The sequence below is a fragment of the Rhodococcus sp. PvR099 genome (assembly GCF_017833315.1).
GTDB classification, from domain to species: Bacteria; Actinomycetota; Actinomycetes; order Mycobacteriales; family Mycobacteriaceae; genus Rhodococcus_G; species Rhodococcus_G oryzae.
Genome location: NZ_JAFIBV010000001.1, coordinates 4,451,788 through 4,465,145 on the forward strand (window position 1 = coordinate 4,451,788; position 13,358 = coordinate 4,465,145).

Consider the following 13,358-nt stretch of genomic DNA (forward strand, 5'->3'; position numbering starts at 1 on the left):
TCGGCCGCAATCTGGTGCACGCACCTGACCTCGACAGCCGGCTCAGTCGTCTGCGCCGCGGTCCCCCCGAACACATTGGAGGACTCCCATGACCCATCCCGATGTCCTGGCCCCGGCCAAGCTGGGCCCGATCACCCTGCGTAACCGGATCATCAAGTCCGCGACGTTCGAGGGCAAGACGCCGAACGCTCTGGTGACCGATGAGTTGATCGAGTTTCATCGTCGTCCGGCCGCGGGCGGGGTCGGCATGTCCACGGTCGCGTACTGCGCGGTGGCGCCGGAGGGGCGCACGGAACGCGGGCAGTTGTGGATGCGGCCGGAGGCCCTGCCGGGGCTGCGGCGGTTGACCGACGCGATCCATGCCGAGGGGGCGGCGGCGTCGGCGCAGCTGGGCCATGCCGGGCCGGTGGCGAACGAGAAGTCGACGGGTTTGCCTGCGTTGGCGCCGTCCCGGTCGTTCAATCCGATGAGCATGCGGATGATCCGGTCGGCGTCGAAGGATGACATCGCGCGGATCACCGAGGCGCACGGGACGGCGGCTCAGCTGGCTGTGGACGGCGGGTTCGACGCGGTGGAGATCCATTTCGGTCACAACTATTTTGCGAGCTCGTTTCTGAGTCCGAAGCTCAATCACCGCAAGGATTCCTACGGTGGTTCGTTGGAGAATCGTGCGCGGGTGGTGCTCGAGACTGCGCGCACCGTGCGGGCGGCGGTCGGTGACAGGGTCGCGATCTTGGCGAAGCTGAACATGGATGACGGTGTGCCGGGCGGGTTCTGGGTGGACGAGGCGATCCAGGTTGCGCAGTGGTTGGAGGCGGACGGTGGCGTCGATGCGTTGGAGCTGACGATGGGCAGTTCGTTGCTCAACCCGATGTATCTGTTCAAGGGCGATGCTCCGGTGCGGGAGTTCGCGGCGGCGATGCCGCAGCCGGTGCGGCTCGGCGTGCAGCTGATCGGCAAGCAGATGTTTCACGCGTATCCGTATCGGGATTTGTTCATGCTCGAGCAGGCCCGTCAGATCCGGGCCGCGGTGAAGCTGCCGCTTGTGCTGCTCGGCGGGGTGACCGACAGGGCCGGCATGGACACCGCGATGGCCGAGGGTTTCGAGTTCGTGGCGATGGCGCGGGCGTTGCTGCGGGAGCCGGATCTGGTCAACCGCATCGCCGAGGACGCCCGTGCGAAGTCGCTGTGCATCCACTGCAACAAGTGCATGCCGACGATCTTCTCCGGCGCCCGGTGTGTGCTGGTCGAGCGCGCCGGCTAGTTCGCAGCGCAGTTGCCCCAGTTGCCCCAGCGGCCCCAGCGGCCCCACCCGGACACCGAGGAGGGGGGTCGACGTACGTGCGACCATGGAAGAGCCGACGCTCTACACCCGATAAGGCTGACCGGAGGCCGTGGCGATGGACGACCGGGCGAGGAACGAGCACCAGCGGGTCGTGGTCGAGACCGATCACGGCCGCGCAAGCTACAGCGCAGGCAAAGCCGTACGCATCGGCAGGGATCCGCAATTGGAGATCACGATTGTCGATCCGTTGGTGTCGCGCGAGCATGCACGGCTCAGGTGGGACGAGGGATGGCAGCTCGTCGACGCCGGCAGCAAGAACGGTATCTACGTCGGCGGCGAGCGGCGAGAGAAGGTCCCCGTCACGAGCCACGTCCTCGTCCGGCTGGGTGACGCGGTCGAGGGGCCCGTCGTGCGGATCTCGATCGAAGATCCCGACGCGACGCGACTGGACGTGGGCGGTCGATTTGACGAGTCGACGATCGAGGTAGGGGCCTCGAGCGGCCCGCCCCCGACACCGCACGAGGCGGTCCCGGCGGGATCCCTCACGGTGGGACGGTCGCCCGACAGCGACATCGTCGTCCGAGATGTGCTGGCCTCGCGCCATCACGCCATCGTCCACAACGGGCCGTCCGGCCTCGAGATCGACGACCTGGGGAGCGCCAACGGAACGTTCGTCGGCGGCGCCCGGGTGTCGCGCGCGCAGCTGACCGACGGCGACGTCGTCACGATCGGCAACACCGATTTCAGCGTGCAGGAAGGCCGGCTCGTTCCACGGCAGGTGGTGGCCCCGACCGCAGGCGGGCTGCGGGTGGACGGCGTCGGACTCGTCATCGAAGGCGGGCGGCGACTGCTCGAGGAGGTCGCCTTCACTGCGGGACCCGGCAGCCTCACCGCGGTGATCGGGCCCTCCGGCGCGGGAAAGACCACGGTCGCCAAGATCATCTCCGGTTCGGGAAGCCCCACGGAAGGCGTCGTCGAATTCGAAGGGCGCAGCGTGCACACCGACTATTCGGTACTGCGCTCCCGCATCGGCATGGTCCCCCAGGACGACGTCGTCCATCGCCAGCTGACCATCCGGAGGGCACTCGGCTACGCCGCGGAGCTGAGACTGCCGCCGGACACGAGCCGGGCCGACCGTGAGGAGGTGATCGCAGGGGTACTCGACGAACTGCAACTGACCGAGCACGCCGACACCCGCGTCGATCGTCTCTCCGGCGGACAGCGCAAACGCGCATCCGTCGCGCTGGAGTTGCTGACGGGTCCATCCCTACTCATCCTCGACGAGCCGACCTCGGGTCTCGACCCCGCGCTCGACCGGCAGATCATGGCGACGTTGCGCCGTCTCGCCGATTCGGGCCGCGTCGTCGTCATCGTCACGCATTCGCTGTCGTACCTCGAGATGTGCGACCAGGTCCTCCTCCTCGCTCCGGGCGGCAAGACCGCGTATGTGGGCCCGCCCGACCGAGTCGGGGCCGCGCTCGGCAGTACCGACTGGGCCGACATCTTCGCCCGTGTCGCATCCGACCCGGACGGGGTGTTCGCCGAATATCGCGCCACCCGCCCCGAGGCGGTGCCGCCACCGAGCCCGCCGGGGCCTCTCGGTCGCCCCGCACACACGTCGGGGCGCAAGCAGCTGAGCACCGTCGCCCGCCGCCAGGTTCGGCTGATCCGCGCCGACCGGGGCTACCTGATCTTCCTGTCGCTTCTGCCCTTCGTGCTCGGCGGGCTGGCCTTGCTCGTGCCGGGCGACACCGGGTTCGGGCCGTCGGGTACCGACGTATCCGGTGAACTCACCCAGATCCTGGTGGTGCTGATTCTCGGCGCCGCCTTCATGGGCTGTTCACTGACCATCCGCGACCTGGTCGGTGAGCGCATGGTCTATCAGCGCGAACGTGCCGCCGGGCTGCTGCCGTCCGCCTACCTGACGGCGAAGATCGTCGTGTTCTGCGCCGCCGCGATCGTGCAGTCGGTGATCATGGTGCTGATCGTCTTCGTGGGCAAGGGTCTCCCTGGTCGCGGCAGCTTGATCCCCTCGGGCTCGGTCGAACTGATCGTGGACATCGCCGCCACCACTTGTTGCTGTGTGCTGGTCGGATTGGCGTTGTCGTCGGTGGCGCGCTCGAACGAGCAGGTACTGCCGATGCTGGTGGTCACGATCATGGCGCAGCTGGTGATGTGCGGAGGATTGATCACGATCACCGGACGCGCCGTACTCGAACAGGTCGCGTGGCTCTTCCCGTCCCGCTGGGGGTTCGCGGCCGCGGCCTCGACGGTGGACCTGGTCACGAATTCCACCGGCACCGAGCCGGACACGCTGTGGCAGCACACCGCATCGTGGTGGCTGCTCAGCATCGCCATGTTGGTGCTCATCAGCTGTGTGCTCGCAGTCTTCACCTACAGCCGGCTCCGGCTGCGCCGTCCGCGCCGGAGCTGACCGCCGACGACGGGCCGACCCGGCTGGTGCAAGCGAGCGTTGTCGCGGTCGGCCGGGCTCCACCAGAGCCGCGGCTCAATGCACGGCTGGACCGCGATCGCTGGCTGCTGCGACGGCATCGCGGACGAGGGCATCCGGATCCCTGGCCAGGCGGCGCAGCTCGGCGTTGTACCGCTCTCGCAGGTTCAGGGTGAGCGCCGTGTCCGTCAGCACGAACACGCCGTGCCGCCGCACCGCGGCCCAGGGCGAAGCGAGTCCCACGAACGCGGCCTCGGCCTCGTCCGCGTCGATCGTGCAGTACCCGCTGCCCGGAGACAGCCGATCGCACACCGCGTCGTGCAGCGCGGGATGCTCGGTCAGCGCAGCCTCCAACGGGCCGTAGTCCAACGGCTGGTGGACACCGACGTCCCGGAAGGAGGTGTACGGGGCGGTGAGCCCGCGGACGGCGACCTCCCGGGGCAGCCGATCGAGCCGGGCCGTCACCAGATCCATCCGGCCGAGACGGGAGAGCGCCGCCGCTGCCCAGGCTCGATCGGGTTCCCCCAGTCGACGGTTGCCCACAATCGCATCCAGTGCTGCGACCACTTCCGTTGTGGGGATGCCGAGTTCGCCGAGCAGCTTCGCCCACAACCACTTCTCGCGGGCCACCGGAAGATGTTCCAGTATCGCGGACACCGCGTCGGTTCCCAGCTCGCGGAGCCAGGCGCGTGCGCGTTCGGTACCCGGAGGCGCGTGGACGGGGGAGTCGGCGATCGCGATCAACTCGATCACCCTCAGGTCGGGCGGCAGCGCGGCCAGCCGGTCGAGCGCCCGCTGCTCCTCGTCGAGTTCGGGGAAGTGCCTGCGTACCTGGGTCTTGGTCAGGCTCAGCGGAATCAGCTCCCACGCCTCGTCCATGGCCACCGCGACGAACTCCCGGCCGACGACCTCCTCGTCGATCAGTGTGCGGCGCGCCGCCTTACAGGCCTTGGCGACCGTGCGCTCGAATCGGTGGTGGACGGCATGCCAGCGCTCGCCGTCATCGGCCGTCGCGGCTGCCTCGACGCGCTCGGCCAAGCGGTCCTCCGCCTCGCCTGGGTCGAGCTGCCACGGCCAGTCCGCCGGGCTCCACCGCAGCGCGTCGGCGGCGAGGTGGTCGGTCGCGACCGACGCGAGGGATTCCTCGCTGGCGACCCCGATCGACGGCCACGCGATCACGCCGCCGGCTTCGGCATAGAACTCGTGCACGGCGGCGCCGTAGATCCGGTCGTCGGGGTGTTCCACGCGCATGAGGCGCACGAACGCCACGATCTGATCCCGTACGGCCGCTTCCACGCTCGCCCAGTCCACCCGTCCGACCGTAGTGGAGGGCACGGACGCCCCGGATAGGCTCACCCCGGTGAGACCGGATCTCGAACAGCTGCGTTCCCTGCTCGATGCATCGCCCGGGTTGGCGAAACGCCCGGCCGGGCCGACGTCGCGGGACCGGATCGAGAATGTGCAGACCCGCCTCGGTCCGCTGCCCCCGTCCTACCGGTGGTGGCTCGGCGAGTACGGAGCCGGGTGGCTGCGCGGGGCCCCGATCGCGACGGCCGCGCCCGCGGAGGCCGACGAGGCGATCACGGCAGACTGGCGATCGACGGGTACTCGGCTGTGCTTCCACGCCGAGGAGGGCGGCGACACGCACTACTTCGCGCTCGATCGCCGGGGCATCGACGGCGAGTGGCCGGTGGTCCGCCGAGACCCGTTCGACGGCGACGAGTACCCCGTGGCGGAGAACTTCGCGGGATTCCTCGCTGTCCAGGCCGCCCTCGCCCGCGGGCTCCGGGACGGCCCGAATCCGACGATCGCCGCGCTGTGGCGGTCGACGGCCGGGGCCCTGCGCGACGATGGCCTGCTGCTGTACGGACCGCACCAGATCCAGGAGCGCAACGAGACATTCGAGGTGCGAGAGTATGCACCCGACTGGGTGCTGGTCGGCGACGACAGTGGGGGGCGGGGACTGTTCATGAGGCACCGCGGACGGGACCGACGCAGCGTCTATCTGCTCGACCTCGGCGCGATCGGCGGGAACCTCGCCATCGACGGCGAACTGCTCACCGACGACCTGCTCGGATGGCTGGCCATCGGGTAAAAGGGGCGTCCGGGCCACCCGGCCGTGTCCGTCAGACGGACGCCAACGCTCGGGCGGCCCAACGACCATGATGCGCGCTGATCTCGATGCCGTGTTCGAAACACTCAGTGATCAAGTCGCTGGTGAGGACCTCCCCGATTGATCCCTGTGCGAGGACCTGGCCCCGACGAATAAGGATCCCATGGGTGGTGGATGCCGGGATCTCCTCGATGTGATGGGTGACGAGCACGCTTGCAAGCCTGGGATTTTCGCGCCGAACCTGGTCGAGGGCCGTCAGTAGTTGTTCTCGGGCAGCGAGGTCGAGACCGGTGGATGGCTCATCTAGAAGGAGGAGTTGTGGCTCCGGCATCAGGGCTCTGGCGATCAGCACTCGTCCCCGTTCACCCTGGGAGAGGTTCGGCCATCGGGCACCGGAACGATCGGCTACCCCGAACGTTGCGATCAAACCGTCGGCCCTGTCGAGTTGTTGGGGGGTTGGTGCCCAGCGTTGGACCAGTTCCGTGGTGTTGGTGAGTCCGGTGAGGACGACCTCGCGAACTGTGAGGGGGTACTGGAGAGGATGGCGCGGATTCACATGCCCGATCGCGGCACGAAGGCTGCGCATGTCCACCCGACCGAGCCGATGCCCAAGAACCCGGACGACGCCGGTCGTCGGATGGGTTTGGGCGCCGAGCAGGCTGAGTAGGGTGCTCTTTCCCGCCCCGTTGGACCCGAGCAAGACCCAGTGCTGGCCGGGCTCGATTGTTGCCGAGATATCCGAGATGAGGGCCCGCCCGTCACGAACGACCGTGACGGCCTCGGTGGAGACGATTGGCGAAGTCATGCGTTGTCCTCTATCTGCAGTGCCGTGATCACCGAGTCGATGTTTGCGGCGACTGCCGCCATGGCTGCGGCTCCGTCCTGCGCTTCGATGGCGGCCAGGAGGTCGTCGTGCGCGCTCGAGGTGTCCGGATGGTCGGGCTCGTCCTTCTCGAGTTCGATGAGCGCGTCGCGGAGCAAGGGGCGGACCGAGGCAAACAGCGACGCCAGGACGGCGTTGCCCGACAGTGTCACGATCGAGGCGTGGAAATCGAGATCAGCATCGACGAAGTCCTCGATGTCGTTCCCCAGCAGGGAGTGCCGGGCAGCGAGTCCCGATCGGATGGCGCTGAGGTCGTGTGATCGGGCGCGCGCAGCGGCGAGTCGGGCAGCCTCGACTTCCAATGCGCGCCTGACTTCGAACACCTCGAGCAGGCGGGCGCGGCGAAGCAGGCGGGGGAGATCGGAGGCGCTCGGTGTGGCGCCGGACTCGGTGACGAACGTGCCGACGCCGTGACGCACAATCAGCTGGCCGTCCTGCGCTAACAGTCGGACGGCTTCCCTTATCGACGATCGGCCTACCCCCAGCTCGGTGGCCAGGTCCGACTCGCGGGGCAGTCGTTGCCCCGCTGCCCAGTGGCCGCTAGAAATACGTTCGCGCAGTAGGCGTTCCAGCTGTGGAACGAGCGGGCCGCTTCTCAGCTGCGAGTTCACAGGTGTCCTTTCGGTGGCACCATCAGGCTACCAAAGAGATCAGACCTCTGATCTCTTTGGTTGGTTTCCGCCCGTGTACTCCATGTCTGGCGTACGAGGCGGAAGGGAATTTGATCCGGACGCCACGCTGACCTGGCGGGTACCGCGCTGACGCGGCCCCGCCAGGGCCCGGTGACTCAGACGATCGCGGGCAGCCGGACGACCTGGCCGGCGTAGGCCAGTCCGGCGCCGAAGCCGAGCAGCAACGCGGTGTCGCCGGGCTTGGCGCCGCCGGAACGGAGCAGCTGTTCCATTGCCATCGGGATCGATGCCGCGCTGGTGTTGCCGGTCTCGACGATGTCGCGGGCGACCGCGACGGTCTCGGGCAGTCCCAGGGTCCGGATCAGCGCGTCGGTGATGCGGCTGTTGGCCTGGTGCGGCACGAAGGCGTCCAGGTCGCCCGCCGTGATCCCGGACTTCTCCAGGGCGTCGCGGCATGCCTTCTCCAGGAAGGTCACCGCCCACCGGAACACCGCCGAGCCGTTCATCCGGATGTAGGGCCGCTCCGTGGTGCCGCCGCTGGCTTCTGCGGCCGCGACCTCGGCGAAGTACTGCTTGAAGTCCTTGTCCTGTTTGATCGCTTCGGTCTGGGTTCCGTCCGAACCCCAGGCGACCGGACCGATTCCCTCTGCGTCGGCTGGACCGACGACGACCGCGCCCGCGCCGTCGGCGAAGATGAACGCGCAGGTCCGGTCGGTCGGATCGAGCAGGTCGGACAGCCGTTCCACGCCGATCACCAGGACGTGGCGGGCCTGCCCGGCGCGGACGAGGCTCGCGGCGTTGCCGAGCGCGTAGCAGAAGCCCGCGCACCCGGCGGAGATGTCGTAGGCCGCGGTGTCGTGCATGCCGAGCTCCGTGGCCACCACAGCGCCTGCCGACGGTCCCAGCACCATCTGTGACGACGTCGCCAGCACCACGGCGTCGATCTGCCCGGCCTCGATACCCGCGGCGGCGAGCGCGTCGCGGGATGCCGCGACGCTCATCGAGACGATGGTCTCCTCGGAGTCGGCCCAGCCTCGGGACTTGATGCCGGAGCGGGTCTGGATCCATTCGTCGCTGGAATTGATGGCATCGACGATCTCGGCGTTGGGGACGACGCGTCGAGGTCGGTACGCGCCGAGGCCCAGCAGGGCCGTGTGCGTGACGGGATTGGCGGTGGCGATGGGGGCGGGCACAGCATCCTCTCCATGTGAACCGATCGGTCCATATAGTTGAGATCATCTAACATGAACCGATCGGTTCACACAAGCGCGGGAGGATTTGCATGACCACGGCACGACCGCGAGCCCGACTCCTCTCGAGCACCATCGCCACGGTGCAGGAGCTCGGGGTGAATGCGGCTGGGCTCACCGAGCTGCTCAAACGCAGCAATGCGTCGCGTAATTCGCTGTATCAGCACTTCCCGGCCGGCAAGGGCCAGCTCGTGGAGACCGCGACACGGATCGTGTCGAGAGTGGTGCATTCGCACGTGAGCGTCATGGCGGAGAAGCTGGCGAGCGCGCCGTCGGTGGAGCAGTGGCTGGACGAGCTGTTCGCATTTTGGCGCGAGCCGCTCGAGTCCAGCGAGTACCGGCTGGGTTCGTTCATGATGGCGGCCGCGTTGGACGAGCAGAACCCGGCGGTGCAGGCCGCCGCGGGTCAGGCGTTCACCGATTGGACCTCCCGGCTCGCGGACGGCATGGTCGCGGCCGGAATCGAGGGAACGGCCGCGCGCTCGATGGCGGGGCTGCTGCTGTCGGTGATCGAGGGCGCCATCGTGCAGAGCCGCGCGCTCGAGTCGAGCCAGCCCTTCGTCGATGCACGCGCCCAGCTCAGCGTTCTGATGGGCCATCACCTCACGCTCGGGTGAGCGCCGGTGGTGCCGCCCGGTTGGCGGCATGCCACCAACCGGACGGTCCCGAGTGACTACGCCGGCACTACCGAGATCGTGCCCTTGCAGACGGCCTTCTGCGTATTGATGAACCGCCAGCCCCCACCGGTCTCGACGGTGACGGTGAAGTCCACCGCTCCGGTACCCGTCCAGGTTCGGTTGATCGGGATCCCGGGCTTCTGCTGCAGGGCCGTCTCGTCGCTGACGCTGTGGCCGGAGGCCCCCGTCGTCTTGTTGGTCCAGTCGACCAGCACCCGCGTGCCGTACCAGTTGACTCCGAAGCTCGGCAGCAGACCGGGGGGCGGCGCGGGCAGTTCGTTCCCGCCGCTCAGCAGAATTGCCGGCTCCAGCGCGTCTGCGCCCGGACGCAGCGACGCTCCCGACGCGGCATGGACGGTCCACGTGAACGACGGTGCCCAGAAGAGCGGGTTCAGGCTCCCGCACGTCATGGTCGTCGACGTCGGCGGCGCGGGCTGAGCGTTCGCGACGCCTCCACCGGTCACCACCGCGATACCGAGCCCGACAGCAGTGAGGGTCGCAGCGCACCCACGCCGCACCAACTTATTGCTCATGATCACTCCCCTTGATCCGACAATGCGAGAACCGAGACATTTCGGCCGCACCTTTCATACCGAAGGCGGCATACGGTTTGTTACAAATCGTGCAATCTGGACCATACTCGCGCAACCGAATTCGGCAATTCCTGCTGTTCGGACGCCGGCATGGACGACGACGGTTGCACCAGCCGATTCAACTGAGACGTTCGATGATGAGGACGTTCGCGGTGCCGCCGCCCTCGCACATCGTCTGAAGTCCGTATCGTCCACCCGCGCGCTCGAGTTCGTTCAGAAGCGTCCCGAAGAGCTTGGTGCCGGTGGCGCCGAGTGGATGCCCGAGCGCGATGCCGCCGCCATTGACGTTGACGCGCTCCGGGTCTGCGCCGGACTCGGCGAGCCAGGCGAGGACGGCCGAGGCGAATGCCTCGTTGATCTCGATCACGTCGAAGTCGTCGATGCTCATGCCCGTCTTCCCGAGCGCGTACTCGGTGGCCGGGATCGGAGCGGTGAGCATGTAGATCGGGTCTGCGCCGCGAGCGCTCAGGTGGTGAATTCTGGCGCGCGGTACCAGGTTGTGTGTCTTGAGTGCGGCCGCGGACGCGACGAGCACGGCGCTGGCGCCGTCCGAAATCTGGCTGGCCAGAGCCGCGGTCAGGCGCCCGCCCTCTCGGAGCGGTGGCAGCGCCGCCATCTTCGCCAGGCTCGTGTCGCGGGGGCACTCGTCCACCTCGAACGAGCCGACCGGGACGATCTCGTCGTCGAATCGTCCGCCCGCGATCGCATCCCGTGCGCGCTGGTGGCTGCGCAACGCCCACTGCTCCATCTGTAGACGGCTGATGCCCCACTTCTCGGCAATCAGCTCGGCGGCCCGGAACTGGGAGATCTCCGTGTTGCCGTAGCGGCGGCGCCAGTCTTCGGAGCCCGAGTAGGGATCGTCGAATCCGTATTCCCGGCCCGCCGTCATGGCTGCGGAGATCGGGATCCGGCTCATGTTCTGCACGCCGCCCGCAACGATCAGGTCCGCCGTCCCGCTCAGCACCGCCTGGGCGGCGAAATGCAGTGCCTGCTGACTGGATCCGCATTGGCGATCGACCGTCACGCCCGGGACGCCCTCGGGCAGGCCGGCGGCCAGCGCCGACGTGCGTGCGATGTTTCCTGCCTGGCCACCGATGGTGTCGACGCAGCCGAACATCACGTCGTCGATGGCCGCGGGATCCATGGGGTTCCGGTCCGCGAGCGATCGGATCACGGTCGCGCCCAGGTCGATCGGGTGGACGGCGGACAGCGCGCCGTTCTTCCTGCCGACTGCGGTGCGAACTGCGTCAACGATGTAGGCCTCGGTCATCGCGGGTTCCTCGTTTCCTCGGTCGCTTCAGGCATGCGTTAATCAGTTAGATGATTACACCTTATATCGTTCGGGTTGATCGTCGGGTCCACCGGTCGAGATCGGCCCGCGGCCGCGCCCCGGGAATGCTCGCGGGCGGGGAGGCGTTACCGACGCGGAGTACCTGTCAGCGCGAAATGAGGAGTGGGGACATGGGTTCGCTTGAAATCATGGAGTGGCTTCGCGAGGGAGCCAATGCAGGAGACCCGATCCGGGGGCCGCTCTACGTCGTGACGTTCGTCGTCGGCGGACTCGTGAGCGTGCTGTTCGGTGGCGGAGTGATCTGACCGATCGGCTGATCGGACCGGACGGCCGTCGCGGCCGCCTCGTCGGAGGCGGTTGTGCTTGCGGTCGTCCGGTCCGGCGATCGCCGCACCCCAAGTGCGTACCCGGTTCCTAGGGCGTGCGCGCGAGCGTGACGCCGAGCCCGTCGATGCGGAAGTCGCGATCGGTGACGTCGACACCGACATCGGTGAAACGCCGACCGCCCAGTGCGCCGGCGACGAAGTCGCGGATCGGACCGGCCTGGGCGGCGCCGGAATTCGAGACACTCGCCGGCACCTCGATCGTGCCGTCGAAGTGACGGGCCTGCCCGGTGAGGCCTGCCGGTTGCGGTGTCTGCCAGAGGGCGTCGACGGTGTGGAGGATCAGGTCGAGTCCGACGCCGTTGCCGAAGTCCACGCGCAGCGGTGTGGGGGAGCTCGCGATGTCGAAGGATTCGACGGCGGCGGTCCAACCCGCGGGGGAGCGGCCCGCGTAGTTGTATGGCGAGGCCGGTACGGACGGGTCGACGCTGCGGTCGTCGGCGGTATTGGCCAGACGCTCCCCGGTGAGGGGCTGGTCGGTGGCGACGAAGCTCCACTCGTCCGCGGTGAGCTGCTTTGTCCAATAACCGGTTCGGCCGTCGCTGGCGCCCTCGACGCGGAGTTCGCGGGCGTCGGAGCCGATGCCTGTCTTGTGTATCGAGATGCGGTCGGTGATCTCGCCGGGGACCTTTGGTTGACGCAGCCAGTCGGGCGCGGGGAGCGCAATGGCGGCGGTGCCGACATCGATGCGCTCGCTGAGCATGTCCGCGGCTTCCCGCAGGCCCGGCTGGTCGTCGTAGGAGTAGCGGAAGAAGACCTTGTCCGCGCCGGAGATGTCGAAGTCATAGAGCCGGGTGTACAGGTCCCCATGGCGATTCACGACCAGCGAGGTGGAGCCGCTGGTGGAGAGGGCGACCGCGCGGAAGCGGCCTCCGGCGGGCATGCCGACTTCGTAGCTGTGATCGACCGGGAGCCAGGGGTCCACGTAGCGAATGCGGGTGCCGCCGTCGGTGAGTGCGAAGACGTGGGAGACCTTGGCCAGGCCCACGGGGTGGTTGTTGCCCACGGCGTCGCGCCAGACATGGTCTTCGTTCGCGGAGAGAACCGACCAGGTCCAGTCGAGCGTGCCAGGGGGAAGGGTGCGCCACCGCGCCGGGCTGCACCGTGAGACCCGCGAACGCGATTCCGGCAACCGCGACGAGGGCGCCTAGCGTGGCAAGTCGCTTCATCACACCCAGCCCAGCGTTCCGAAGATGATGAGGGCGACGGCATCGATGCCGAAGATCGTGCCGACCGTGATGGCCTTCGCACGCACGGTCGCCATGTCGTGGACCCAGAAGCAGACGGCGAAGAACGGCACGTAGCCGATCAGCCAGATGAGATAGGGGAAGCCCGGCTGCCACCAGGACCAGTCCCAGGTCAGCACGCCCATCTTGTTCAGCACCACCTCGACGCCCACGGCGGCGGCGGAGTTGATCGCGATGAGGATCGGCCGGTTGGGCAGGCCGAAGATTCGGGTCTCCTTGGGCGGCAGCATCTTCGCCGCCGCGACGCCCATGACGGCGAACATGAAGCAGATCTCGATGTTCAGGCCGATGAGCAGCTGGTAGGCCGTCGGTCCGGTCGCGGCCCATACCGGTGCGCGGCCCGTGGCGTGGAAGACCAGCGAGTTCCAGATCTCGTTGAACAGGTCCATGCCCCACAGTGCGAGCCCGGCGAAGAAGACGTTCCAGTTCCGGCGCTCCACTTCCGTGGCGTACACGTAGATGACCAGGAGTAGCAGCGGAATCACGTACCACTTGAATTGGCTGCTGTCGCGCAGCAGTTCGAGCGCCATCTTGGCGTGCTCGGTCATCAGC

13 protein-coding genes are annotated in these 13,358 nt (G+C 68.0%); 5 read left to right on the forward strand and 8 right to left on the reverse strand.

All coding sequences use genetic code 11. The features are described from left to right. Positions 1 to 88 precede the first annotated feature (88 nt). Together JOE46_RS20530 and JOE46_RS20535 are read left to right on the forward strand one after the other, a co-directional pair. Positions 89 to 1,264 (forward strand): NADH:flavin oxidoreductase, encoded by a 1,176-nt coding sequence (locus JOE46_RS20530; protein WP_097211716.1) that lies wholly within the window; start codon positions 89 to 91, stop codon positions 1,262 to 1,264. Between the two features lie 136 nt (positions 1,265 to 1,400). Beyond that, the gene (locus JOE46_RS20535) at positions 1,401 to 3,719 is read left to right on the forward strand and encodes an FHA domain-containing protein (protein ID WP_097211813.1); all 2,319 of its coding nucleotides are present in this window, start codon (positions 1,401 to 1,403) and stop codon (positions 3,717 to 3,719) included. A gap of 75 nt (positions 3,720 to 3,794) precedes the next feature. On the opposite strand, the gene JOE46_RS20540 is transcribed toward JOE46_RS20535, so the two are convergent. After that, complete coding sequence (locus tag JOE46_RS20540; RefSeq protein ID WP_209928265.1) at positions 3,795 to 5,048, reverse strand: DUF4303 domain-containing protein; 1,254 nt, start codon at positions 5,046 to 5,048, stop codon at positions 3,795 to 3,797. 49 nt (positions 5,049 to 5,097) lie between these two features. On the opposite strand from JOE46_RS20540, the gene JOE46_RS20545 reads away from it, so the two are divergent. Continuing rightward, positions 5,098 to 5,832, forward strand: coding sequence for an SMI1/KNR4 family protein (locus tag JOE46_RS20545; protein WP_209928267.1), 735 nt, complete (start codon positions 5,098 to 5,100; stop codon positions 5,830 to 5,832). Positions 5,833 to 5,863: 31 nt separating this feature from the next. Here JOE46_RS20545 and JOE46_RS20550 read toward each other — a convergent pair whose 3' ends face one another. The 3 genes from JOE46_RS20550 to JOE46_RS20560 form a co-directional block, all read right to left on the reverse strand. Beyond that, entirely contained in the window at positions 5,864 to 6,655 is a 792-nt protein-coding gene (locus JOE46_RS20550; RefSeq protein ID WP_097211715.1) for an ABC transporter ATP-binding protein, read from the reverse strand. Then, on the reverse strand, positions 6,652 to 7,344 hold the full coding sequence (locus JOE46_RS20555; RefSeq protein WP_097211714.1) for a FadR/GntR family transcriptional regulator: 693 nt from the start codon (positions 7,342 to 7,344) through the stop codon (positions 6,652 to 6,654). The genes JOE46_RS20550 and JOE46_RS20555 overlap by 4 nt, the downstream gene beginning before the upstream one ends. Positions 7,345 to 7,520: 176 nt before the next feature. After that, positions 7,521 to 8,558, reverse strand: coding sequence for a beta-ketoacyl-ACP synthase III (locus tag JOE46_RS20560; RefSeq protein ID WP_097211713.1), 1,038 nt, complete (start codon positions 8,556 to 8,558; stop codon positions 7,521 to 7,523). Between the two features lie 89 nt (positions 8,559 to 8,647). Between JOE46_RS20560 and JOE46_RS20565 the strand changes: the two genes are divergently transcribed. Continuing rightward, complete coding sequence (locus JOE46_RS20565) at positions 8,648 to 9,232, forward strand: TetR/AcrR family transcriptional regulator (protein WP_136911126.1); 585 nt, start codon at positions 8,648 to 8,650, stop codon at positions 9,230 to 9,232. Between the two features lie 56 nt (positions 9,233 to 9,288). Here JOE46_RS20565 and JOE46_RS20570 read toward each other — a convergent pair whose 3' ends face one another. Together JOE46_RS20570 and JOE46_RS20575 are read right to left on the reverse strand one after the other, a co-directional pair. Then, positions 9,289 to 9,825, reverse strand: coding sequence for a hypothetical protein (locus JOE46_RS20570; protein ID WP_209928268.1), 537 nt, complete (start codon positions 9,823 to 9,825; stop codon positions 9,289 to 9,291). A gap of 178 nt (positions 9,826 to 10,003) precedes the next feature. Beyond that, positions 10,004 to 11,155: an acetyl-CoA C-acetyltransferase gene (locus JOE46_RS20575; protein WP_209928269.1), complete on the reverse strand. Its 1,152-nt coding sequence runs from the start codon at positions 11,153 to 11,155 to the stop codon at positions 10,004 to 10,006. A gap of 191 nt (positions 11,156 to 11,346) precedes the next feature. Between JOE46_RS20575 and JOE46_RS26870 the strand changes: the two genes are divergently transcribed. Further along, positions 11,347 to 11,481 (forward strand): hypothetical protein, encoded by a 135-nt coding sequence (locus JOE46_RS26870; protein ID WP_257017466.1) that lies wholly within the window; start codon positions 11,347 to 11,349, stop codon positions 11,479 to 11,481. Between the two features lie 109 nt (positions 11,482 to 11,590). Here JOE46_RS26870 and JOE46_RS20580 read toward each other — a convergent pair whose 3' ends face one another. Further along, positions 11,591 to 12,565, reverse strand: coding sequence for a hypothetical protein (locus tag JOE46_RS20580; protein WP_209928271.1), 975 nt, complete (start codon positions 12,563 to 12,565; stop codon positions 11,591 to 11,593). A gap of 162 nt (positions 12,566 to 12,727) precedes the next feature. Next, complete coding sequence (locus JOE46_RS20585; RefSeq protein WP_209928274.1) at positions 12,728 to 13,354, reverse strand: hypothetical protein; 627 nt, start codon at positions 13,352 to 13,354, stop codon at positions 12,728 to 12,730. Positions 13,355 to 13,358: the final 4 nt, after the last annotated feature.